Raw genomic sequence first — 21,969 nt, 5'->3', positions numbered from 1 at the left:
GGGTCAGAGGTTCACCCGGGAACGGGCATCCTGAACAACAAACCGGCCCTGGAATACCGCCACCGGATCACCCTTGGGTTCCGTAGTGGGAGTGCCACAAAATACTTCCGCAGTCAGGTCCAGACGCCCCTTCCCGTGGCGGGCCAGGCTCTTGCGGAACCGATCAGGCACTTCATCGCCGGGCAGCCGGCAAATCACATAAAAATCGCTTTCAACCGGGTCCACATAATCGATGGTACCGGTCTGCACGACCACACTGCCCTTGAGCCCGAGGTCAGCCAACGCAAGTTCGGTTACTCCCCAGGCAGCGGTCACGGCAGCAGAGTAAACACTGCCTCCAAACCCGGTGCCCTGATGATTGCGGTTTGGCTCGAGAGGAGCCTGCAGCAACAGCGCATGGCCGTCCCAGGACAACAGGCGAATTCCCAAAGCGTTGGTTAGCGGTATCTCTTCATTGATACGCTTTTGAAAGACATCCAGCTGACTCATAAAATCTGATTTCCCTTCTGACATTGTGTCAGTCTATGCCCCCTTTCGGGTTTTCCAAATGCTACTTATGTACCCCAATGATTGATTTACGAGAAAACGCTTACGCCCGAACGAAATCAGGCCCGGCAATGCCGGGCCTGATTGTCTGAGTTATCGGAACCTGCCGGGAAGCACTACTGCCAGATGACGGGCTGCCTCTTGGCGTACCAGCTGTCTACCTTCGCCTGGTAGGCATCCTCAACCACATTCCGCTTCAGCTTCAGCGTGGGTGTCAGAAAGCTGTTCTCGATAGACCATTCGTCCTTCACAACGGTGATAAACGCCAGTTGTTCATGGGGATCCACGGTCTTGTTCACTTCCTGGATCAGGTTCTTGAAGCTGGCTTCCAGCTCCTTGCGGAAATTTTCATCAGCCGTCTTGGGCTGAACTTCCTCACCCAGCATGACGAGTGCATAAGGCTGGGTCTGGTTAGCACCAGACACACAAACCATTTCGATGGCATCGTGCGACATCAGACGATTCTCAATGGGCGCAGGCGCAATGTACTTGCCCTTGCTGGTCTTGAAGATCTCTTTGAGGCGCCCAGTCAGTTTCAGGCGACCCATTTCATCGATCTCGCCCTTGTCGCCGGTGCGCAGGAAGCCATCTTCGGTGAAGGCTTCTTTGGTTTTCTCTTCGTCCTTGTAGTAGCCCATCATAGTAGCCGGGCTCTTGATCAGAACCTCGCCCTGTTCGCTGATACGGACTTCAACACCCGGCGCCGCTTCACCCACATACCCGGTACGGGACCGTCCCGGTTTGTTCATATGGGAGTAGGCGAAGTTTTCGGACATGCCATAGCCTTCAAGCAACTCCAGTCCCAGGTTGCGATACCAATCCAGCACATCGCTGGATAAAGGCGCTGACCCGCTGCCGGCGAGCTTGACCTTGTCCAGGCCAAGGCCCTTGAGGATCTTCTTCTTGATCACCTTGTTCAGCAACGGAACCTTCATCAACCGATCGAGCTTCTTCTTCGGCATCTTTTGCAGAACGCCATGCTGGAATTTCACCCACAGACGGGGAACAGAAAGGAACAACGTAGGCTGCGCCCGCTGCAAATCCTGAACAAACGTATCAAGCGATTCAGCGAAGAACAGATGGAACCCCGCGTAGAGAGAACCAAGCTCCACAAACGTACGCTCAAACACGTGGGCCAGCGGCAGGTAAGACAGCATTCGCTCACTCGGCCCGACACCCAGCACTTCCATACCTCCGGTGGCCGCAAACGCCATATTCCGGAAGCTGAGCATCACGCCTTTGGGGCGCCCGGTGCTGCCAGAGGTGTACACAATGGTGGCCAGTTCGTCGGGATCGCGCCGGGTTTCACCTTCAAGGGGCGGGAATTTTCCGACAATATCGTCCCAGGTTTCAAAATCGTTAGGAGGGCTAAGCGGATAGGAGATGCACCGGACCGACTCCGGCACCCCCGGTTTCATCATGTCCCAGTCATCCAGCTTGCCAACAAATAGAACCTCGCATCCGGCGTGGTCCAGAATGTAGTTAACCGTATCTGCGTTCAGCGTGGGATACAAAGGCACAGAAATGTGGCCCGCCATCCAGATGGCCCAATCGGTCATAATCCACTGCGCGCAGTTTTTGGAAATCAGACCAATCCGGCTTTTTTCGGGCAGATTCAGTGATTTCAGATAGGCCGCCATACGGCGCGCCTCGTCAACGGCCCGGCCCCAGGTATACTCAACCACGTTGCCGTCGCCAATGGGCTGAGTCATGTACAAGGCATTCGCCTTGTTCTTTTCCCAGTGGTAGACCATCTCAAGGGGAAGTTTGTTCGTTGCGTCCATGGATCTTCCTTGCGTTATTTGTTCGAGTTATTTTGATCTTATTATTAGACTTTCGTAGGGTATTTCAACACACTATCGCCGGTCAAAACGTGACGCAAGCAAAAAGGTTCCCAAAAACAACTAACTCGTTTTTCTGCCCTTGCCCGCGTTGATTACCACTACCCATCAAAGACGCCCGCTGTGGTAAACTTGCGGGCTTTCGTATAACCAATTCGGAGAACGCCACATGGCCAAAAAAACCCTGCGCACCCTGATTGGTGCCTCGATGCTGGCAGCCGCCAGCCTGGTGCAGGCGCAAGAAGCCCGTACCGTTGCCATCACGCAGATCGTTGAGCACCCGGCTCTTGATGCCGTCTATCAGGGCGTGAAAGACGAACTTGCCGAGCAGGGTTATAACGAAGGCGAAAACCTGACCATCATGCACGAAAGTGCACAGGGTAACGCCGCCATTGCGTCCCAGATTGCCCGCAAGTTTGTGGGTGAAAACCCTGATGTTATCGTCGCGATCGCAACACCTTCAGCCCAGACTGTGGCTGCGGCCGCCCGCGACATCCCGGTGGTATTTTCCGCTGTAACCGATCCGGTGGGTGCCAAGCTGGTCAAAAGCTGGGAGCAGCCGGGAGCCAACATTACCGGTGTGAGCGACATGCTACCGATCGACAAACACCTCGACATGCTGCTGCGGGTGGTTCCGGATGCAAAGCGCATCGGTACCGTTTATAACCCGGGCGAGGCCAATGCAGTATCCCTCGTTGAAATGCTGGAAGAAAAGCTGAAGGCCCGGGGCCTGACTCTGGAGAAAGCGGCTGCCACCAAAACCTCAGAAGTCCTGGGCGCTGCCCGTTCCCTGGTGGGTAAGGCTGACGCAATTTACCTCACCACCGACAACACGGTGATCAGCGCCGCGGAAGCCGTTATCTCCGTGGGCGAGCGCGCCGATATCCCCGTATTTGCGGCGGACACGGCCACCGTTGAGCGTGGTGCCGTTGCAGCCCTTGGTTTCGACTACTACAACCATGGCCGCCAGGCCGGCCGGATGGTACTTCGGGTACTCGACGGCGCCAAACCAGCCGACATCCCGGTTGAAACCATGAGCACCCTTGACCTGTTCGTGAATCCGGCGGCAGCCGAACGGATGGGGATTACCCTGTCTGACGACCTGATTGCAGAAGCCAAAGAGGTCGTCAAAAGCGACAAATAACGCCTGACCTGAACGGGCGGACCCCACAAGGGCCCGCCCGTTTTCTTTCACAGTGAATATTACCCATGCTCAGTGAAATCGCATTTTATGGTGCCGTCGAAACAGGCCTTATCTACGGCCTGGTCGCGTTCGGCATCTACATCTCCTTCCGGGTACTCGACTTCCCGGACCTGACCGTAGACGGAAGCTTCCCCCTTGGGGCAGCCGTGGCTGCCATCCTTATCATTAACGGATGGAATCCCTGGATTGCGACCGGTGCAGCCGTGCTGGCCGGAATGGCCGCCGGTGCTGTCACCGCCATCCTGAATGTAAAGCTGAACATTCTTAATCTGTTGGCTTCTATTCTCACCATGATCGCGCTTTACTCCGTTAACCTGCGCGTCATGGGCCGGCCCAACGTGGCCCTGCTGACAGAAGATACCGTCCTCACCCCCTGGTACGACCTTGGGCTGGCCTATCACCAGGTTCCGGTGGTGCTGTTTATTCTTGTGGTGATCGTCGCCTTTATCCTGCTGTGGCGCTTCATGAAATCTGAAACCGGTCTGGCCATGCGCGCTACCGGCGCCAATGCCCGAATGGCCCGTGCTCAGGGCATTGCCACCGGCGGCATGATTATTCTCGGCGTCGCCCTGTCCAACGGCCTGGTTGGTCTGGCTGGCGCCCTGTTTGCCCAGAGCCAGGGTGCCGCGGACGTGACCATGGGTGTTGGCGTGATCGTAATTGGGCTTGCTTCGCTGATCGGCGGTGAAGCCGTTATCACACCGTCGTCGGTTGTGCGCGCCCTGCTCGCCTGCGTGTTTGGCGCCATCATCTACCGCCTCGCTATTGCGTTTGCCCTTAATGCAGACGTACTCGGCCTGCAGGCGCAGGATCTCAACCTGATCACGGCTGTGCTGGTGACCCTGGCAATTGTACTGCCGGGCGTTCGCACATCGGTGATGGGCAAACTTTCCCGCAAGAAGGCCTGAGGAGGCGATATGATCAGTGCAAGCGATCTCCGGCTGACCTTTGGCAAAGGCACGCCTCTGGAAAACCCCGCACTCCGGGGTATGAGCCTGACCGTAAACCAGGGTGAATTCGTAACGGTTATCGGCAGCAATGGCGCCGGAAAATCCACCTTCCTCAACGCCTTGGCAGGGGAAGTGCTGGTGGATAGCGGTGAAATCATCGTGGACAACACCGATGTCACCAAACTGCCTACCCACAAACGCGCCAACCGCGTTGCCCGGGTATTCCAGGACCCACTCGCGGGAACCTGTGAAGGCCTGTCCATTGAGGAAAATCTCGCTCTGGCCATCAAGCGCGGACAGCGCCGCGGCCTGACAACGGCTGTCAAGAAGCAGTACATGGAGAAATTCCGGGAGAGCCTCTCCTCCCTGAAACTGGGACTTGAAAACCGCCTTGGCGACAAGATGGGCCTGCTCTCCGGTGGACAGCGCCAGGCCGTTAGCCTGTTGATGGCGAGCCTGACGCCTTCCAGCATTCTCCTGCTGGATGAGCACACCGCAGCCCTGGACCCCAAAACGGCAGCCTTCGTACTGGAACTTACCCAGAAGATCATCGAAGAGCAGAAGCTGACGGCCCTGATGGTGACCCATAGTATGAAACAGGCCCTGGAAGTAGGCAGCCGGACCGTGATGCTGCACCAGGGACAGGTGGTGTTCGATATCGCAGGTCAGGAACGGGAAGGTCTTGAGGTTAAGGACCTGCTTGGTCTGTTTGAGAAGCAGCGCGGCCTCTCAGTGGATGACGACAGCCTGCTACTCGGCTGATCGTGCTCTCACTGGTAAAAAGCGGGGCCGGCGGGCCCCGTTTTTTATGAGCTTCACATACAGTGGTTAATGACCATATATGCGCATCGCCGTATTGGTGATCGCCAGGTTATCCATGGCGATCGAACCGATGGATGCACCACCCACAATCACACCACCCACCCGTATATCCGCCTCAAAGGTGTTCAGATCCACCGCAAGGCTCTCCACACCCGCATTATTGGGCGCTTTGTAGATGTCCATATCAACACTGGCAAACAGATCCAGCGGCTGAGGCGCCTGCAAGTCGTAATTCGCACCGGTCAACTGGAAATCCTGGATGCCGATGGCCAGGAAAGGCACATCAAAATCCATGTCATCAATGGCCAGGTTGGTCTTGAAGTTCAGTTTGTCTGTCGCAGTATCCACCCGTATCGTGCCTGAGCCAATCAGGGCATCCATCCGGAAGTTATCCAGAATGGTGGTGCTGTCGGCGGAGACCGCGCTGGTCAGGTTCCACGCTCCGGTTGCCACGGTCAGATCCACTGCCCCGAAGGTCATCGGGAGAATATTGATGATCGCATCACCATCCTGAGCAATGTCGATATTGATCCGCACATTATCCAGCAACTCCGACGGCGCAGCGCCCGTCAGGTTGAATCCCATCTCGGAGAAATAGTCGTTTCGGTTACCGCCACCCACGAAGATATCATTCACTTCCAGTGAGCCTTCGTCGGTATAGATAAAACGATCAATATTTACCCGGGTCTCCAGCTCAATGGTGACACCCGCCTGACCGGTAATGTTTCCCATCGAAGCATCATCCAGCAACTGAATCTCCGCCATGGCAACAGGTGGCGCACCTGCAACGCACAGCGCTAGCAAGGAAGGTTTCAGGCCTTTCATTTTTTATTCCTTTTATAGTGGTTATCACTTCCTGTGGGCCACTGCAGACTCCGACGCCACGCTCATACTTTAGCGACACGTTGTCTGCGGGTACGTGCAGAAGTCACAAATCGGCCCAGGCCAACACCACCCGCCCGGGAGACCATTTTTTAACCACAATATATAGTGGCAAGCGCCTATGTGACCGCAAACCCGCCAACGGCGCCATCTTGCAGGGATGCAAGTCCAGTTTGATTGATTTTCTTTGCGGCATCCTCTTCTTCAATAGTTCCGTTCTTATTCACAGAACACTATATCCTGTTATACTTTCCGAAAAACAAGCCCACATATAGGGCCAAAGACTTCCAGACCGCATAGCTCTCAGGCTATGGGGCAAATGGCCAAAGCCAGGCCTACAACAAGATCCAAAGCAAAAACAGACTCCGTTTCGTATGCCTCGCGGCACATTACGACCACCATATCTAGTGGTTTCGTACGAACAATCGGATAGTCTGGCAAAAACACGAATCAGAAGGGGTACAGACTGTCCAAAGGACAGTGCTGTCAAATCAGTACATACTGGGAAGACCGAGGGTGGCAATGAACGCTAAGGCACAGGCAGTGATCACAACGATTCCGATGCAGGAAGCTTCGCTAGACATCTGGAACAGCAAATATCAGCTGAAAACCAAGACCGGCGAGCCCGTAGATAAAGACATCAACGCCACCTACGAGCGCGTGGCCAAGGCCCTCGCGGAAGTAGAAAACAAGTCCGTGCGCACCAAGCACATGAAGGACTTTATCTGGGCGTTGCAGAACGGCGCCATCCCTGCTGGCCGTATCACTTCCAACGCCGGTGCAGAAGCCCACAAGCCTGCCACCTCCACCATCAACTGCACCGTATCGGGTACCGTTCACGACTCCATGAACGACATCCTGGAGAAAAACCACGAAGCAGGCCTGACCCTCAAGGCCGGCTGTGGTATCGGTTATGAATTCTCCACCCTGCGCCCTCGTGGTGCCTACGTTGCCGGCGCCGGCGCCACCACATCCGGCCCGCTGTCCTTTATGGATATCTTCGACCGCATGTGCTTCACCGTGTCTTCCGCCGGTGGTCGCCGCGGTGCCCAGATGGCTACGTTCGACATTCACCACCCGGACATCATCGAATTCATCCAGGCCAAGCGTGAAGATGGCCGCCTGCGCCAGTTCAACCTGTCCCTGCTGATCACTGAAGACTTCATCGAAGCCGTTCGCAACGGCGACGACTGGCACCTCTCCTTCCCCGTTACCCAGAAGGAAGCCGACGAAGAAGGTCTGGATCTGGCCGACGCTTCCCAGTTCCTGTACCGCGACTTCCCGGTTCTGGATGGCTACGTTGTAAACGACGAAGGCAAAGTGGCCTGCCGTATCTACAAAACGGTGAAAGCCCAGTTCATCTGGGACACCATCATGACCAGCACCTACGACTACGCCGAGCCGGGGTTCATCCTGATCGACAAGGTCAACCAGATGAACAACAACTGGTTCTGCGAAGACATCCGCGCCACCAACCCCTGTGGCGAGCAGCCCCTGCCCCCTTACGGCAGCTGCCTGCTGGGCTCCGTGAACCTAACCAAATTTGTGGACTACCCGTTCACCGAGAAGGCCAGTTTCAACTACGAGAAGTACCGCAAGGTTGTGGGCATCTTCACCCGCATGCTGGACAACGTAGTAGAGATCAACGGCCTGCCGCTGCCTGAGCAGCGCCACGAGATCACCCACAAGCGCCGCCACGGCATGGGCATCCTCGGCCTGGGTTCCACCCTTGCCATGCTGCGAATGCCTTACGGTTCGGACGAGTCTGTAGCCTTTACCGAAGAAGTGGTTCGTGAGATGGCCGTGGAAGGCTGGCGCCAGTCCCTCTCCCTGGCGGACGAGAAAGGCGTTGCCCCGGTGATGGACGAAGACTTCGAAATCACTCCGAAGATGATGGCCAAGCGCCCGGAACTGGCCGAAGACGGCTACAAAATCGGCGACGTACTGAAAGGCAAACTGCTGCACGCGAAATACAGCCGCTACATGCAGGAAATCGCCAAGGTAGAGCCGGAGCTGGTTAAACAACTGGCCGAGAAAGGTGGCCGCTTTACCCACCATACCTCCATCGCGCCGACCGGTACTATCAGCCTGTCGCTGGCCAACAACGCCAGTAACGGTATTGAGCCGAGTTTCTCGCACCACTATGCCCGTAACATCATCCGGGAAGGTCGCAAAACCAAAGAGAAGGTTGACGTATTCTCCTTCGAACTTCTGGCCTACCGTCAGTTGGTGAACGCTGCTGCGATGCCGTTCTCCGATGACGCAGACAAAAAGCTGCCGGCTTACTTCACCACCTCGGATGACGTAACCCCACAGCAGCACGTGGACATCCAGGCCGCCGCTCAGAAATGGGTAGATTCCTCGATTTCCAAAACAGCGAATGTTCCTACAGACTTCGCATACCAGGAATTCAAGGGCATTTACCTCTACGCCTATGACAAAGGCCTGAAGGGCTGCACCACCTTCCGCTTTAACCCGGAAGCCTTCCAGGGCGTTCTGGTTAAAGAGAAAGACCTTGAGAACACCATGTACGAGTTCACCCTGGACGATGGCAGCAAAGTGACGCTGCGTGGTAACGAACAGGTAGAATACGACGGTGAAATCCACACTGCCGCCAACCTGTTTGATGCGCTTAAAGAAGGCACTTACGGCAAGTACTGATCCGGGAACCGACATAGGACAACGAACATGACAGTCAAAATTACCAACCAGATCGTCGGCTACCGCGTTAAGAAAGCCGACGCAGACGCAACCGAACACCAGGCGCCGGTACACGCAGAAACCAAGCCCGTTGAGATGAACGAAAACATCGAACGGCCGGATTTCCTGCTGGGTACCACCTACAAGATCAAGCCGCCGGTGGCTGAGCACGCGATGTACATCACCATCAACGACATCCTGCTCAATGAAGACACCGACCACGAGAGCCGGCAGCCGTACGAAGTGTTCATCAACTCCAAGTCCATGGAGCACTTCCAGTGGGTTATCGCCCTCACCCGCGTTATCTCTGCGGTATTCCGCAAGGGTGGCGACGTGACCTTCCTGGTGGAAGAGCTTCGCTCTGTGTACGACCCGAACGGCGGCTACTTCAAGAAAGGCGGCGTGTTCATGCCGTCTCTGGTAGCTGAAATCGGCGCCGTGATCGAGAAGCACCTGAAGGCCATCGGCCTGCTGGAAAACGACGAACTCAGCGAAACCACCAAGCGCATCCTCGCGGAAAAGCGCGCTGAATTCGAAGCCAGCCAGAGCACGGCGACCAACGACGACACCAGCAACGACTACCCCGCCAACGCCACCATGTGCGGCAAGTGCAACACCAAGGCGGTGATCGTGATGGACGGCTGCGCCACCTGCCTCTCCTGCGGCGACAGCAAGTGCGGTTGAGGTGACTCAGTGGTGAGTTAAAGGAAAGGCCCGAGGTTAACGCTTCGGGCCTTTTTTTGTTTTCGGCTCAGCGAGATTGGAGCTGATCTGTATTCGCTTGACTGCTTCGTGATTGCGCGTTGTTATTTGTGCATCCCCTGCAGGACATAGAAGGAAATCCGATGACTGATCACTGTGGTTCTTGCCTGTGTGGCACTGTGAGGTTTGAGGTACACGGGGCCTTCGACAGTTTTTACCTGTGTCATTGTCAGCATTGCCAAAAGGATACAGGATCGGCCCATGCTGCAAATTTATTCTCGCGTTCAGCTAAATTGGTCTGGCAGTCGGGTGCAGATGCTGTGACTACCTTTACGCTCCCCGGCACTCGTCATAACAAAAGCTTTTGTAAGTTGTGTGGTTCCGCATTGCCAAACACTCAGATTACAGGTCTTCTCGTCGTTCCTGCAGGGTGTCTGGACACTGAGATCTCCGTGTTGCCCACCGCTCATATCTTTTCTTCCAGCAAAGCTACTTGGGAGGGAAAACTAGGGGAAGTGCCGAAGTTCGAGGGCTTGCCGGATTGAGCTACCATCACATAACCAGTGACTGATAGCAGGCGCTGTGTAGCCATCCTTTAAAATCGGTGAATGCGTCATTCAAGTTCGTTCCGGCTACAACCAAGGAGTAAATCGTTTTGCCCGAACTGAAAACCGTTGGCCTTTTCGTCGTTACCGCATTAGCGGAAATTGTCGGCTGTTATTTGCCTTACCTCTGGCTTCGAGAGGGCAAAACGATCTGGCTGCTACTGCCCGGTGCACTGAGTCTTGCACTGTTTGCCTGGCTGTTGTCATTACATCCTACCGCGGCTGGCCGAGTCTATGCGGCGTATGGTGGCGTTTATATTTTTATGGCAATCATCTGGCTTTGGGCAGTGGATGGCATCCGCCCAACTGTGTGGGACTTAGCTGGCTCAGCCGTCGCTTTATTGGGTATGGCCATTATCATGTTTGCACCGCGCAGCACATAACGGGGCCTTGTATGAAATGATGCAACCAATCTCAGGCTTCCACAAAGATGAAGAAAACCACTGGGTAGCAGAACTGGCATGTGGGCACTACCAGCATGTTCGGCATGACCCGCCATGGACCAACCGACCCTGGACTCAGAGCGAAGCTGGCAGATCCGGTATGATCGGCCATGAGCTAAACTGTGTGAAATGTGACCAGGGTAAACCCTTGGATCAGCCTGCCACGGATGGTCTGTTGGGAAGGCAGGTAAACGTCTGACTACGTTGGGGCGGTTTTATGGGTCGTATATTGATTACCCTGCTCTTAGCTGCCCTTGTAGCTGGCTGTGCCAACGTATCACGCTTTGAACGGGGTGCACTTGTTGCCTTTGGCGAGGTTCTTGGGGATTCGCCTGAACCGTTGTACTACCTGATTTCCATCGATCTCACAAAAGCAACCGACGATCATATTCTAGAAGCCCGCTTGCAGTTAGCCCCCGATACGGAATCCATCCCCCTTTCACAGCTGGGCCCGGAAATTGTTGCGAGCTATTTGCCCCCGTTTGTACCACCAACTGAATGGCCAGAAGCCTTGAGGCGCAGAGCCGAAGAAGACGACGGCTATTCGGGGGGAGGATTTTCGATTCGCTTTCGTGACGGCATACTTCTCTCGGTCGGCGCTTGTTCCCATTGCGCGGCTGGACGCGCCTCTCCGGTAATTGTTAGCCCTGACCAATTGCACTATTACCCGCTGCCGCTGACTTTCGATCAAATTACGGAAGTGTTTGGCGAGCCTGATCGGGTCTATAAAGTCGGCGAAGTGCGCTATTAAGATTGCAGAAGGAATATAACCATGCGCACTCCAAAGAACAAAATTTGCCTTTTGTAAGACGGCAATGCCGAAGAGGCAGCCCGCTGGGGATGAACTATAAAGAAAGGTTACAACGCTCCTCCGACGCTGTATAACATACATTGTGCATATTGTTTTAAGCTGTGAAACCGCAACCGCAAGTGAATGCGAACAAGGAGAAAAGGACGATGAAACGGGTTTTCTGCCTTTCAGCTATCATTCCCGTGTGTCTTGCCAGCACCATGGCTCTGGCATCCGAACAGGAAATAGACCGCACAGTACTCCCCATTAAATCACCTGAGTTCAAAGGCAACATCAGCGAGACCTTTGAAAACTCCACACAGGATTATCCTCAGCCGGTTACCCCGCCCGATGGCGCGCCTAACGTTGTAGTGGTGCTGATTGATGACTTCGGTTTCGGACATCCGGGAACATTCGGTGGCCCGGTGCCGACTCCAAACCTTGATCGCCTGGCCGAAGAGGGTTTGCGCTACAACACCTTCCACACAACGGCCATATGCTCTCCCACCCGCTCAGCCCTGCTCACCGGTCGGAATCATCATCAGGTCGGGTTCGGGACTATTACAGAACTCTCTACGGGCTATCCGGGTTATCACAGTATCTGGTCGAGCGAGACCGCGAGTATTGCAGAAATTCTGAAAGACAATGGCTACAACACAGCGGCCTTCGGCAAATGGCACAACACTCCCGACTGGGAAACCAGCCCGATCGGTCCATTCGATCACTGGCCAACCGGTCTCGGATTTGAATATTTCTACGGTTTTCAGGGCGGCGAAACCAGCCAATGGGAGCCCCAGTTGTTCCGCAATACAACTCCTGTCGAACCGGAAAAAACACCGGACGAAGGATATCATCTGACGGAAGATCTGGCCGACGACGCAATTGCGTGGATTAATCAGCAGCAATCCATCGCGCCCGACAAGCCCTTTTTCGTGTACTTCGCACCCGGTGCAACCCACGCGCCTCTGCATGCGCCCCAGGAGTGGATAGACAGGTTCGATGGCCAGTTTGATCAGGGCTGGGACAAGGTTCGCGAGGAGACCCTGGAGCGCCAGAAAGGGCTGGGAGTGGTTCCCCAGAACACCCGCCTGACCCCAAGACCCAAAGAGATTGAAGCGTGGGATTCTCTCTCAGATGATGCCAAGACGTTGTATGCGAAACACCAGGAGGCCTTCGCTGGCTTTGCTGCTCATACCGACCACCACATTGGCCGTATGCTGGATGCGGTAAGGGCCCTGCCAGACGGGGACAACACCCTGGTGATCTACATCGCCGGAGACAACGGCCCCAGTGCGGAAGGCAGTCCCACCGGTACACTCAACAACATAATGACCCAGAATGGCGTACCGGATACCGTGGAGGGCCAGCTCCCCAAGATAGACGAAATTGGCGGGCCGCTGCATGAAAACCATTTTCCGGTTGGCTGGGCCTGGGCCGGTTCCTCTCCATTCCAGTGGATGAAGCGTGTACCTTCTCATTTCGGCGGCACACGCAACGGTATGGTGATTTCCTGGCCTGCACAGATTAAGGATACAGGTTCAATTCGAACCCAGTTCCATCACGTGATCGATGTTGTCCCGACTATTCTTGAGGCCGCCCACCTACCGGAGCCGAAAACAGTCAACGGTGTTGATCAGGTGCCCATCGCCGGCACAAGCATGCTCTATACGTTTGAGGATGCCGACTCACCGAGTCACAGAACCACTCAGTATTTTGAAACCGGTGGGCATCGGGCCATTTACCACGATGGCTGGGTGGCCGCTTCTTTCCATGGCGTGCCCTGGGAGCTTTCTGGATCGACCGGCTTTGGGAACAGTACCTGGGAACTCTATAACATCGAAGAAGATTTTTCTGAAGCCGTTGATTTGGCGAAGGAGTATCCCGAGAAGCTTGACGAGCTAAAAGACATCTTCGATGCCGAGGCCAAAAAATACAGCGTATATCCGTTGGATGACCGGTTTGTAGAGCGCGGCCAGAACCCCGAAAGGCCCAGTGTTACCCGAGGGAAAACACACTTCGAGTACACACCGGGAGCCAAGCGAATTCCGGAAGGCAGTGCTCCACCCGCCTACGCGCGCAGCCACACAATTACCGTGAACCTTGAATCACCGGAGCAAAATGCCAACGGGGTCCTGGTGGCGAACGGTGGGTTAAGTGCTGGCTATACGCTGTATGTCATGGATGGCAAGCCAGTCTATGAGGTTAACTTCTTCGGCAAAGAACGTTACAGGGTCCGGTCTGACAAAACCCTGCCGGAGGGCAAGGTCACACTGACCATGAATTATACCCAACAAGGCAAAGCTCCGATGGGAGGCACCGCGAAGCTGCTGGTGAATGGGCAGGAGGTCGCTACTGGAAAAATCGAGAAGGTGCCGCCGGTCCGATACTCAGCTACGGAAACCCTCGATATTGGCATGGACCTCGGGTCCTCGGTATCCCTGGCTTACCACGGCAAAGGACCCTTCCCATTCAACGGTAAGATCGAAAAGGTCGTTATTGATCTTGAGTGATAAACAGCGGGCCGCGTGTCGTGGCCAGGGATAACCTGGCCACGTCGATAAGCGGTATTAGATTTCGATGCCTCTATATACAATTGCAATCACTGTCGTTTTATTCGTAGTGGCGCTATGGACCTGGCGCCGAATCGACCACTGCGCTGATCGCAAGGCCATGGATAATCTACATTCTCTGCAGCCTGTAGAGCCTGGACGCTTTCAAAGCGAAACAGTGTCAGCCCTCCCGGAGCCTGCCCGGCGTTTCTTCCAGTACACCATCGCCCCCGGCACCACGCTTTACACGGTGGCCGACATCTCCATGACAGGAAAGTTTGGTATGGGCTCAAAAGAACAGCCTAACTATTCCGATATGAAGGCTACGCAGGTTCTGGCGTTGCCGGCCGGATTTGTCTGGAAAATGAGTGCCCGAAAAGGCGCTTTGAGGCTGTCAGGATCTGACAGCGAATCCTGGACGCGTTTCTGGCTGATGGGGCTACTGCCAGTGGCTCGTATGGGGGGCAACATGGATCATGCCCGATCGGCATTTGGCCGGTACGTCGCTGAAGCGGTGATCTGGTCACCGGCAGCCCTACTGCCCGGGCCGGGTATCGAATGGAGCATAGTGAATAATGATTGCGCTCGCGTCACCGTCAGCCATGGGAATCTCACCCAAGCCGTAGACCTCACTTTGGCACCAAACGGGCAACCAATCCAAATCTGTTTCCAGAGATGGAGCAACGCCAACCCGGAAAAGAAATATAAGCTCCAGCCCTTTGGGGCCTCCCTGTCCTCGTTCCGGTTATTTAATGGATTCCAATTGCCTACTCATGTGGAGGCAGGCAACCACTTTGGAACAGAAGACTATTTCCCATTTTTCGTAGCGGACGTGGAATCGATCGCGTTCCCAAGTCCCCCTGATATAGTCAAAGATGATCACACTTAACGAGATCAGCTTTAGCCTTCCCGGAAAGCTTGAACATGCGCATCGGTGTTATTCGTTATCCAGTTCTTTAATGAATTCATCGTAGGAGTAGTCTTCAAAGCCACTACCCTCCCCCTCCTTCAATAACTTCCTGAGGGTGTTCAAGCGGGTCTCAGACTCTTCAAGCAGGCGCAATCCTGCGCGCACCACTTCACTCGTAGAACTATATCGACCAGTCCTGAGCTGTTCGGCGATGAAAGAATCGAAGTGTTGGCCCAGAGCGATGCTCGTATTCTTTTGCATGTTGACACCTCGTTAGTACCAATTATTGGTATATTCTGAGTTGCGCTCAGCACGGATGCAAACGACTTTGATAGGCTCGGAGAGCATGAACAAAACCTACAAAACCCGCATCGATACAGTCATTCAATACATCGAAAGCAATCTCAACTCCCGGATTACGCTCGCAGACGTTGCGGAAGTCAGCCATTTCTCCCCCTACCACTTCCACCGGATTTTTACGGGAATCATGGGTGAGACAGTCAACGACTTCATCGCCCGGCGCCGGCTGGAGAGAGCGGTAAACCAGCTCGTGTTCAATCCGGACATGCCCGTTACCCAGGTTGCGCTGGACCTCGGATTTTCATCAAGCGCCAACTTTTCCAAGGCCGTGAAGCTCCACTTCGGGTATAGCCCGTCGGAGCTCCGGAATCCGGACAAAGTCAAAGACAGCAAGATTGGAAAACTCTTTAGCAAGTATGGAAAAGAGTTCCAACCTTCTGATTTGTATCCTTCTTCCATCACAAATGACGTGATGAACCGAAAGACTTTCAAGGATACAAACATGAAAATTGAAGTAAGAGAACTGGAACGCAAACGGGTTTGCACTCTCGCCTCTGAAAGAGGCTACGAGCCGGAAGGAATCTATGCCGCCTGGGATAAATTGATTTCCTGGGCAAGTAACCATGGCATCATGCCCGGTAATCAGCAGCGATTCGCCCTGGCCTTTGATAACCCCGCGGTGACTCCGATCGATAAGTGCCGCTACACGGCAGCTATCGTGATTGGGGAAGAAACGTTGGTGAATGCACCATTCGAGTTGTCTGAAATTCCCAACGGAAAGTACGCAGTGCTGTACTATAAGGGCCCTGTAGAGGAAACCCTCAACGCCCAACTGAGCATTTACTCAGACTGGCTTCCCGATAGCGGCTTCGAGCCGGATAACTATCCGATGATGGAACGCTATCTGAACGATGCGCGCTCAGATGGGTTCGTTGAGATGGAAATTTACGTAAAGCTGAAGGAGATCTAGTGCCTTCTGCTCTGCGGCTTAAGGTGCTTTATTGATGATCAAATCGTTCGCCCTGGCAGGATTGCTTGTTGTCCTGCTGGGGTTTCTAGGTATTCAGTATTACATTACCTCAGTTCCGGGCCTGGATTCCCCTGTTACCGTTGAGGAAGTTCGGGATCTGGCGTCTGAAAAATCATTGGTTATTACCCTGGTGGATTCCGAAGGGCTGCGCTTTATTGTCGGCCTTCGCGGTGATTCAGATAAACCAGAGGACGCCGCACTTTTCTATATCCGTAACCCCGACGTCATCCCCTACGTTTTCTGGCCAAGCCTTCGCAGTAACGACGAAAAGCGTGTGCTGGAATTACTGGAAGACTGGCTTGAAGGCAACGGGAATGATTCTGCTGCTCCTCAGGTGGAACGCATCTATTCAGTGTTAAAGGAACGCAATTGAAGCTCTCTGGGTCCTGATTTCCCTAGCCATACCCTACAGATCCAAAGAGAAAATCCCCGTTCATACTTTACAAAAGCGGTATCACCCACAATCCTCAATCTGCAGACGTCCCAATGAGTACCGTCGCGCAATCATACACATAGCAGGTACACGCGGACGCCTGACGAAATCGCTACCACGCGTAAAAGTGTGCAGTGAAGTCCTGAAATGATGAAGTTGTCTCGCCCTTTGTGACTGCGCGATCTGTCCGGGCCCGGTTGTATTGTCTGAAGAGTCTGCCCCGCGGGTAATCAAGACACGGATGCAATAGCGACAAGAAGGGCCCCCATCATGCCAGATTTCCTCAAGCTGAGAATCGAACCCAAGGAAAGCGTCGACAGCGTGGAAGCCGAAACCTTACAGGTACGGTTGTCCTACGAAATCCCCGGAAAAGATGACGAAGGCGAACCCATTACCCACCCCGGCAGCGAACTCGTGCGCCTTGATCGCAACGCACGGGCTGAGGCACGAATAGAACCTGTCGCCCTGGATAAGCCGGTCTCCGCCATTCTGGAAAACCGGCAAGGCCTGGAGATTGCAGACCTTGGTTCGGTCAACACCGCGGCGGCAGCGAATGACGAGGCGGTGGTACTTGCCATACCGGCAGCGACCATAAAGCAAGCGCTGACACGTCTCGAACCCGATGAACAGCCGGCCCTGGTCAGGTCAGGACGATTCATCCGGCTAGGCAAGCCGGAGCAACGTTTTGACGGCTATGCCCTGAGCGTCGATCTGGTTGATACGGCAGCAAAGCAAAACGCTCTGAAAGCCCTGCTTGGCCTTGCGGATGGTGCCGCACTGCAGACAAACGCGAAACAGGTTCCTCTGGATGCCACCACTGCCGGTCAGCTTGGCGCCCTTTCTTTGACCGCTGCCGACCTCAAGTTCGATGGCAGCTTCCAGATCCGTCGGCCGTTTCATCCCCGAACAGAGGCCCCCGGCTGGGTCTGGATGCTTAACGGCCCCGAACTGCTCATTGGCTACCGTGAAGATGCAGAACTCAGGGTGCCCCAGCACGATCTGAGAATCCTGCTCCCCTGGCAAGACGACGAGCCCGCAGTGACTGACGGCACACCATCGGATTCCACTTCCGGATCGACGAATCCTCCGCTCGATGTTGACGAAGGCAGCCTTCTGAATGAACCGGACCTGTTCAGCGATGATCCAGGTTCTTTCTGCAAACCGTTCAGCAACCCCGCCAGAATTCTCGGGGAAAGGCGTTTCCACACGGTTTTCCGCGTGGAGCAGCCCGAGATAGAGTCCACCTCCAACAACAGGCCTGATTACAGCGGGTTGCTACACCCCAAAGATATGATTCAGCCCATGGTTGCGATGAATGCTATGGTGGCCAGCCCGGTTGGAGGTGGCAACGTTGTTTCTCCTGTGCCCACAATTACCAATCTCGGTTCCGGCCTCAACCGCTTCATTCCCAGAGACAGCTCGATTCTCAGGCCACCGTCGTCCGCAGTCGATTTCCTGCCGTTCCCGAAGCTTCCCTGGCGAAACCGTCGCCAGCCCGTAGGTCCTGACAATCCAATCGACTGGGATGGCGATTCAACCCAGTACCAGGCATTGTCAGTCGCCGGCGGCCACATTATGGAGTGGCGCGTGCAGTGGCGCTCTAACGGTTATTCCCTTGGGGATGTTGCACACACTCTCACGCTGGCTCCCCGGCAGACCCGCCGAATTGTCAAACTGGATTGGCGCAGGCGGGAACAAAGCGTTCGCCGGGAGCGTACAGAGTTCGGTGAAGAGGTGGCACAAACCACACTAAGGGAAAGGGATTACAACGACGCGGTGCGTTCCAACCTCAATGAATGGAGCAAAGGCGGCAGCAAGTCACAGACTACGGGCGTTGCCGGAGGTATCGGGTTTGCCATGGGCCCCGTGGTTATCGGTGGCGGCGCCGCCCACGGCAGGGCGAGTTCAAGCAGTTGGCAACAGGGTGGGCGCAGCGTGGCAGCGGCTGAAGAACAAAGCCTGCGGGATGCCGTTCGCCAGTTCGGTGATTCTCTGCGTCAGTTTGAAAGCACGGTGGTCAACGAAGTCAGCCAGGACGAATCCATTGAGGGTGTCTCAGAGGTGGTGCGAAACCCCAATTACTGCCACTCCCTCACCGTAATCTATCATGAAATTCTGCGTCACATGCGCGTGGACACGGTGTTGGCAGGCGTCAGGGAATGTCTGTTTGTTCCTTTCTCCATACGCCCGTTTACCCTGGCCCGAATCGCCCGTTGGCAGGATATTTTTGAGCGCTACCTGCTGAAGCCAGAACTCCGTTGGGCACTAAAATATTCCGATGAAATTGCCCGCAGTTGGGCGGGTGTAGAACTCCCCCCCGATGGGCCAAGGAAGTCTCAGTACCTGGTGAGTCTGTCCGGTTCCATCTACATCAAACTTGGTATCGAGCGTCCAAGAGACGAAGTGATGTCGGATGAAATCGACGACCAGCTCAAAGAAGACGGTGCGGTAGGCGAGCGTGTTACCACCAAAGTCTGGCAAACATACGCAAGCATTCTGCCAATCCCGGTAGGGCAAATTGTGGCGAGAATCCGAAGCTACACGGCGTCCCAGAGGGACACGTATTTCCAACGTGAAATCGCTCCGGCCATGGCTCGCCGATGGGTCGACAGGCTAACGGTCAGCGCATCATCTGGCCCCCTGCAAGGCGCGGATTTTACGTTGGTCGGGGAATACGGATTCAATCGCACGGTGCGAGTGGACTTCACCGTGCCGGCAGCAGCCCTGCAGGACGCCCGTCGTGAGAGTATTGAAACTCTCATTCTTTCCGCAACTGAACACCTGCCCAAGGGCTCGGTAGCCAACGTAACCGACGCAAACGTTGAATTTCATACCGACCATTATCACCGCCGCGTGAACTCTTCCGGCGGTACAGATGATCTCATCTCCCCTCCGGCCTGGGATGATGACGAATCTACCCGACCCGCGCCAACCGAAAGTGCCACCCTCAGCTTCACTGCATCGCACTGGGAAAACCAGAACCCAAGACGTAAAGCCGAGGAAGCCATCGACAAAATCCTGGACCACGTGAATGACAACCTTCATTACTACCACAAGGTGCTCTGGTGGACGATGGACCGGGATGAGCTCTACATGCTGCTTGATGGCTTTGCGATTTCGACCAGTGATCGCCGCTCCATAGCTTCCGTCGTCGAACGGGAGCCCATTGCCATTCTTGGAAATGCGCTCGTATTCCGAGTTGCGGCCGGCGCTTTCCTTGGGGTAAATGGCCATAAAAGTTATGAGGATGCATTTAAATACTACAAAGGCGAAGGCGCGCCTTCGACACCCATGCGTGTCAGCCTGCCTACAGATGGCCTTTATGCCCAGGCCATCATGGACCAGTGCGAAGCTTGTGAGGAGCATGAGGGTTCAACAGACTGGGTACTCAACGATGACGACCCTGCCCTCGCCGAGTTCCCCAGCAACTTCTTTGACTCCCGTCGGAGCCAGCCTCAGAACACGACTCCGACAGACATGCCCGACTCCATCATTAATCTTCAGAACGCACCTGCAGCGCCGGCTCCGCAAGGTTTTGGAGATATCCTGAGCACCCTCGGAAGTAACAGCGCATTCCGTGACATGGCGGGGCTCGAAGGAACTCAGAAGAATGCGCTGGGCGCACTCAACTCTGCGGCAAACCTGGCGGGACAGTTTGGGGGATTTGCACTTCAGGCACGTTTGGCGGAACTGCAGGCAGAACGTGACGCCGGGAAGAACTTCGATAAGAAACGCGCAGCCGTAGACCGGGCGGTCAAAAACGGCTCCATATCCAAGTCGGATGGCGAAGCCGCTCTGCGTAAAGAAGCCGAACAGATGGGCCAGAAAACGGCGAAAGGTGTCTCAGACAGAGCCAAGTCCATCATTGATGATTTCGGCAATAACCGGGACGTCACCATAACTGAACAGGATACCGATGGCTCCCGTACAGTCACGGTCAAAAAGCCGGAACCAACAGACAGCGGAGATGATCAGAACAAGCCGCCCCAGAAAAAAGAACCGACAGCCGCCGAGCTCGACGAACAACGGCGACTGGAAGCGCAGGCGCCTTTGTACTTCCTTGAGGAGAAAAGGCCGGGCGTTTGGGAGTTGGTTCTGCTGAACTTTGCTGTTGAATCCAGCAAGCTCAAACCCGGTCACGAAGAAGGCCTGCGTGCCGCGAGCCACCTGATGACGGAGGATCCCAGTCTCGGCACCTATAAAACCGAAGCCTACACAAGCACCACGGGGTCAGCCGCTTTTAACAAGGAGTTGGCCTGGAAGCGAGCTCGCTCTGCTCTCGACGGTATTCGGGAGAAAGGTATTCCCGATGTTCAGATTGACGGTACTGAGTTTTCTACCTTCCGGATACAACCTGTTGGAGAAGCAAGATCTCTTGCGAGTTATCTGAGGGACAATGGATACCCGATACCAGATACGCTGCCGGCGGAAAACCCATACGACCGGGGCGTGGTCATCCAGCTATCCGTGTACCCGGAATTACGCCAGGTAGATGCCGCCGCACCATACTGGAAGCAACCGACAAAAGACTGGCGTATGCGGCTGCTCTATCCGAAAGACGATACCGGCCCGGATCTGAGTATACCCACGAGCGTGAAAGACGTGTTCAATCTGGGACGCTACGGTGAAGTCGACTTTGAGGCCTACGGGATTTATGACGTTAATGGCACTCCCAAAAACGGACCGCTGATCAAAGGTTCGCTGCGCGGTAATCTCATCAAGGCAGTTGCTCTGGCAAAATCCCAAAGAGACGATTGGACAGACTGGCTTGAACTAACCCTCGACCATGCTCCCATGGCAACAGTTGAGCAAGACTGGCACTCAGCAGAGGTCAGCCTTATTGGCGGCCAGCTGGACATGTTCATCTCCAAACTTTTTGATTCCAATCCCATCCTGCGCAACCTTGTCGACATAGAGGACGTTCTCGAAGAAATCAGATCGCAGTACAACATTCCTCAGGGTGGCCAGTATGTTTTACGGATTCTCCGTCATATGACCAGCTTTACAGCGCCCTTTACCTTCGAGCATATTGAGCACGAGCGTATCCTCTTTGTCGCGCTGCAGGTGCCATTGCCCGACATCGTGGAGGAATGGATTGGAGGCATACCTCCGGCAGAATTTGCTATAGCATCCATTGCCGCTCAGCCATTCGTTGACAATTAACCTGAAATGGCCCGAAGCTCTTCGGGCCATTTCCTTTCGGAGCGAACATGAAAACCATCGGCCTGCTCGGCGGAATGAACTGGCACTTTCGGAGAACTG

General features: G+C 54.9%; 18 protein-coding genes. 14 read left to right on the top strand and 4 right to left on the bottom strand.

Features of this window, described 5'->3' with window-relative positions; all coding sequences use genetic code 11:
* Positions 1 to 3: 3 nt before the first annotated feature.
* Positions 4 to 489, bottom strand: coding sequence for a thioesterase domain-containing protein (locus FWJ25_RS10525; protein WP_149600242.1), 486 nt, complete (start codon positions 487 to 489; stop codon positions 4 to 6).
* 173 nt (positions 490 to 662) lie between these two features.
* Positions 663 to 2,330, bottom strand: coding sequence for an AMP-binding protein (locus FWJ25_RS10520; RefSeq protein WP_149600241.1), 1,668 nt, complete (start codon positions 2,328 to 2,330; stop codon positions 663 to 665).
* A 226-nt stretch (positions 2,331 to 2,556) separates the two neighbouring features.
* On the opposite strand from FWJ25_RS10520, the gene FWJ25_RS10515 reads away from it, so the two are divergent.
* The 3 genes from FWJ25_RS10515 (at position 2,557) to FWJ25_RS10505 (ending at position 5,303) form a co-directional block, all read left to right on the top strand.
* Positions 2,557 to 3,531, top strand: coding sequence for an ABC transporter substrate-binding protein (locus FWJ25_RS10515; protein WP_149600240.1), 975 nt, complete (start codon positions 2,557 to 2,559; stop codon positions 3,529 to 3,531).
* Between the two features lie 65 nt (positions 3,532 to 3,596).
* The gene (locus FWJ25_RS10510) at positions 3,597 to 4,499 is read left to right on the top strand and encodes an ABC transporter permease (RefSeq protein WP_149600239.1); all 903 of its coding nucleotides are present in this window, start codon (positions 3,597 to 3,599) and stop codon (positions 4,497 to 4,499) included.
* A gap of 9 nt (positions 4,500 to 4,508) precedes the next feature.
* Entirely contained in the window at positions 4,509 to 5,303 is a 795-nt protein-coding gene (locus FWJ25_RS10505) for an ABC transporter ATP-binding protein (RefSeq protein ID WP_149600238.1), read from the top strand.
* Positions 5,304 to 5,369: 66 nt separating this feature from the next.
* On the opposite strand, the gene FWJ25_RS10500 is transcribed toward FWJ25_RS10505, so the two are convergent.
* Positions 5,370 to 6,188 carry a DUF6160 family protein gene (locus FWJ25_RS10500; RefSeq protein WP_188093610.1) on the bottom strand — a complete coding sequence of 273 codons (819 nt, stop codon included), beginning with the start codon at positions 6,186 to 6,188 and terminating at the stop codon, positions 5,370 to 5,372.
* A 579-nt stretch (positions 6,189 to 6,767) separates the two neighbouring features.
* Between FWJ25_RS10500 and FWJ25_RS10495 the strand changes: the two genes are divergently transcribed.
* From FWJ25_RS10495 to FWJ25_RS10460, 8 genes are all read left to right on the top strand, one after another.
* The gene (locus FWJ25_RS10495; protein WP_149600237.1) at positions 6,768 to 8,906 is read left to right on the top strand and encodes an adenosylcobalamin-dependent ribonucleoside-diphosphate reductase; all 2,139 of its coding nucleotides are present in this window, start codon (positions 6,768 to 6,770) and stop codon (positions 8,904 to 8,906) included.
* 27 nt (positions 8,907 to 8,933) lie between these two features.
* Entirely contained in the window at positions 8,934 to 9,629 is a 696-nt protein-coding gene (locus FWJ25_RS10490) for a TSCPD domain-containing protein (RefSeq protein ID WP_149600236.1), read from the top strand.
* 161 nt (positions 9,630 to 9,790) lie between these two features.
* Positions 9,791 to 10,192 carry a GFA family protein gene (locus FWJ25_RS10485; protein ID WP_149600235.1) on the top strand — a complete coding sequence of 134 codons (402 nt, stop codon included), beginning with the start codon at positions 9,791 to 9,793 and terminating at the stop codon, positions 10,190 to 10,192.
* 110 nt (positions 10,193 to 10,302) lie between these two features.
* Positions 10,303 to 10,635, top strand: coding sequence for a YnfA family protein (locus tag FWJ25_RS10480; RefSeq protein ID WP_149600234.1), 333 nt, complete (start codon positions 10,303 to 10,305; stop codon positions 10,633 to 10,635).
* Positions 10,636 to 10,651: 16 nt separating this feature from the next.
* The gene (locus FWJ25_RS10475; RefSeq protein WP_149600233.1) at positions 10,652 to 10,894 is read left to right on the top strand and encodes a DUF3565 domain-containing protein; all 243 of its coding nucleotides are present in this window, start codon (positions 10,652 to 10,654) and stop codon (positions 10,892 to 10,894) included.
* 18 nt (positions 10,895 to 10,912) lie between these two features.
* Complete coding sequence (locus tag FWJ25_RS10470) at positions 10,913 to 11,446, top strand: hypothetical protein (RefSeq protein WP_149600232.1); 534 nt, start codon at positions 10,913 to 10,915, stop codon at positions 11,444 to 11,446.
* Between the two features lie 206 nt (positions 11,447 to 11,652).
* Positions 11,653 to 13,995, top strand: a complete 2,343-nt coding sequence (locus FWJ25_RS10465) for an arylsulfatase (protein ID WP_149600231.1) — start codon at positions 11,653 to 11,655, stop codon at positions 13,993 to 13,995.
* Between the two features lie 67 nt (positions 13,996 to 14,062).
* On the top strand, positions 14,063 to 14,923 hold the full coding sequence (locus tag FWJ25_RS10460) for a DUF6544 family protein (RefSeq protein WP_149600230.1): 861 nt from the start codon (positions 14,063 to 14,065) through the stop codon (positions 14,921 to 14,923).
* Positions 14,924 to 14,971: 48 nt separating this feature from the next.
* Here the strand turns inward: FWJ25_RS10460 and FWJ25_RS10455 are convergent, their stop codons facing one another.
* The gene (locus FWJ25_RS10455; protein ID WP_149600229.1) at positions 14,972 to 15,205 is read right to left on the bottom strand and encodes a type II toxin-antitoxin system ParD family antitoxin; all 234 of its coding nucleotides are present in this window, start codon (positions 15,203 to 15,205) and stop codon (positions 14,972 to 14,974) included.
* Positions 15,206 to 15,290: 85 nt separating this feature from the next.
* Between FWJ25_RS10455 and FWJ25_RS10450 the strand changes: the two genes are divergently transcribed.
* From FWJ25_RS10450 to FWJ25_RS10440, 3 genes are all read left to right on the top strand, one after another.
* Complete coding sequence (locus tag FWJ25_RS10450; RefSeq protein ID WP_149600228.1) at positions 15,291 to 16,214, top strand: AraC family transcriptional regulator; 924 nt, start codon at positions 15,291 to 15,293, stop codon at positions 16,212 to 16,214.
* 34 nt (positions 16,215 to 16,248) lie between these two features.
* Positions 16,249 to 16,647 (top strand): hypothetical protein, encoded by a 399-nt coding sequence (locus tag FWJ25_RS10445; protein WP_149600227.1) that lies wholly within the window; start codon positions 16,249 to 16,251, stop codon positions 16,645 to 16,647.
* Between the two features lie 330 nt (positions 16,648 to 16,977).
* Positions 16,978 to 21,870 (top strand): OmpA family protein, encoded by a 4,893-nt coding sequence (locus FWJ25_RS10440; protein ID WP_149600226.1) that lies wholly within the window; start codon positions 16,978 to 16,980, stop codon positions 21,868 to 21,870.
* Positions 21,871 to 21,969 lie beyond the last annotated feature (99 nt).

This window comes from Marinobacter salinexigens (genome assembly GCF_008370345.1).
Lineage (GTDB): Bacteria > Pseudomonadota > Gammaproteobacteria > Pseudomonadales > Oleiphilaceae > Marinobacter > Marinobacter salinexigens.
This window is presented reverse-complemented; position numbering and strand designations above follow the sequence as displayed.

Excerpts from the sequence above, each read along its gene's own strand:
- FWJ25_RS10525 (WP_149600242.1), bottom strand. The coding sequence starts at position 489 with ATGAGTCAGCTGGATGTCTTTCAAAAGCGTATCAATGAAGAGATACCG.
- FWJ25_RS10520 (WP_149600241.1), bottom strand. The coding sequence starts at position 2,330 with ATGGACGCAACGAACAAACTTCCCCTTGAGATGGTCTACCACTGGGAA.
- FWJ25_RS10515 (WP_149600240.1), top strand. The coding sequence starts at position 2,557 with ATGGCCAAAAAAACCCTGCGCACCCTGATTGGTGCCTCGATGCTGGCA.
- FWJ25_RS10510 (WP_149600239.1), top strand. The coding sequence starts at position 3,597 with ATGCTCAGTGAAATCGCATTTTATGGTGCCGTCGAAACAGGCCTTATC.
- FWJ25_RS10505 (WP_149600238.1), top strand. The coding sequence starts at position 4,509 with ATGATCAGTGCAAGCGATCTCCGGCTGACCTTTGGCAAAGGCACGCCT.
- FWJ25_RS10500 (WP_188093610.1), bottom strand. The coding sequence starts at position 6,188 with ATGAAAGGCCTGAAACCTTCCTTGCTAGCGCTGTGCGTTGCAGGTGCG.
- FWJ25_RS10495 (WP_149600237.1), top strand. The coding sequence starts at position 6,768 with ATGAACGCTAAGGCACAGGCAGTGATCACAACGATTCCGATGCAGGAA.
- FWJ25_RS10490 (WP_149600236.1), top strand. The coding sequence starts at position 8,934 with ATGACAGTCAAAATTACCAACCAGATCGTCGGCTACCGCGTTAAGAAA.
- FWJ25_RS10485 (WP_149600235.1), top strand. The coding sequence starts at position 9,791 with ATGACTGATCACTGTGGTTCTTGCCTGTGTGGCACTGTGAGGTTTGAG.
- FWJ25_RS10475 (WP_149600233.1), top strand. The coding sequence starts at position 10,652 with ATGATGCAACCAATCTCAGGCTTCCACAAAGATGAAGAAAACCACTGG.
- FWJ25_RS10470 (WP_149600232.1), top strand. The coding sequence starts at position 10,913 with ATGGGTCGTATATTGATTACCCTGCTCTTAGCTGCCCTTGTAGCTGGC.
- FWJ25_RS10465 (WP_149600231.1), top strand. The coding sequence starts at position 11,653 with ATGAAACGGGTTTTCTGCCTTTCAGCTATCATTCCCGTGTGTCTTGCC.
- FWJ25_RS10460 (WP_149600230.1), top strand. The coding sequence starts at position 14,063 with ATGCCTCTATATACAATTGCAATCACTGTCGTTTTATTCGTAGTGGCG.
- FWJ25_RS10455 (WP_149600229.1), bottom strand. The coding sequence starts at position 15,205 with ATGCAAAAGAATACGAGCATCGCTCTGGGCCAACACTTCGATTCTTTC.
- FWJ25_RS10450 (WP_149600228.1), top strand. The coding sequence starts at position 15,291 with ATGAACAAAACCTACAAAACCCGCATCGATACAGTCATTCAATACATC.
- FWJ25_RS10445 (WP_149600227.1), top strand. The coding sequence starts at position 16,249 with ATGATCAAATCGTTCGCCCTGGCAGGATTGCTTGTTGTCCTGCTGGGG.
- FWJ25_RS10440 (WP_149600226.1), top strand. The coding sequence starts at position 16,978 with ATGCCAGATTTCCTCAAGCTGAGAATCGAACCCAAGGAAAGCGTCGAC.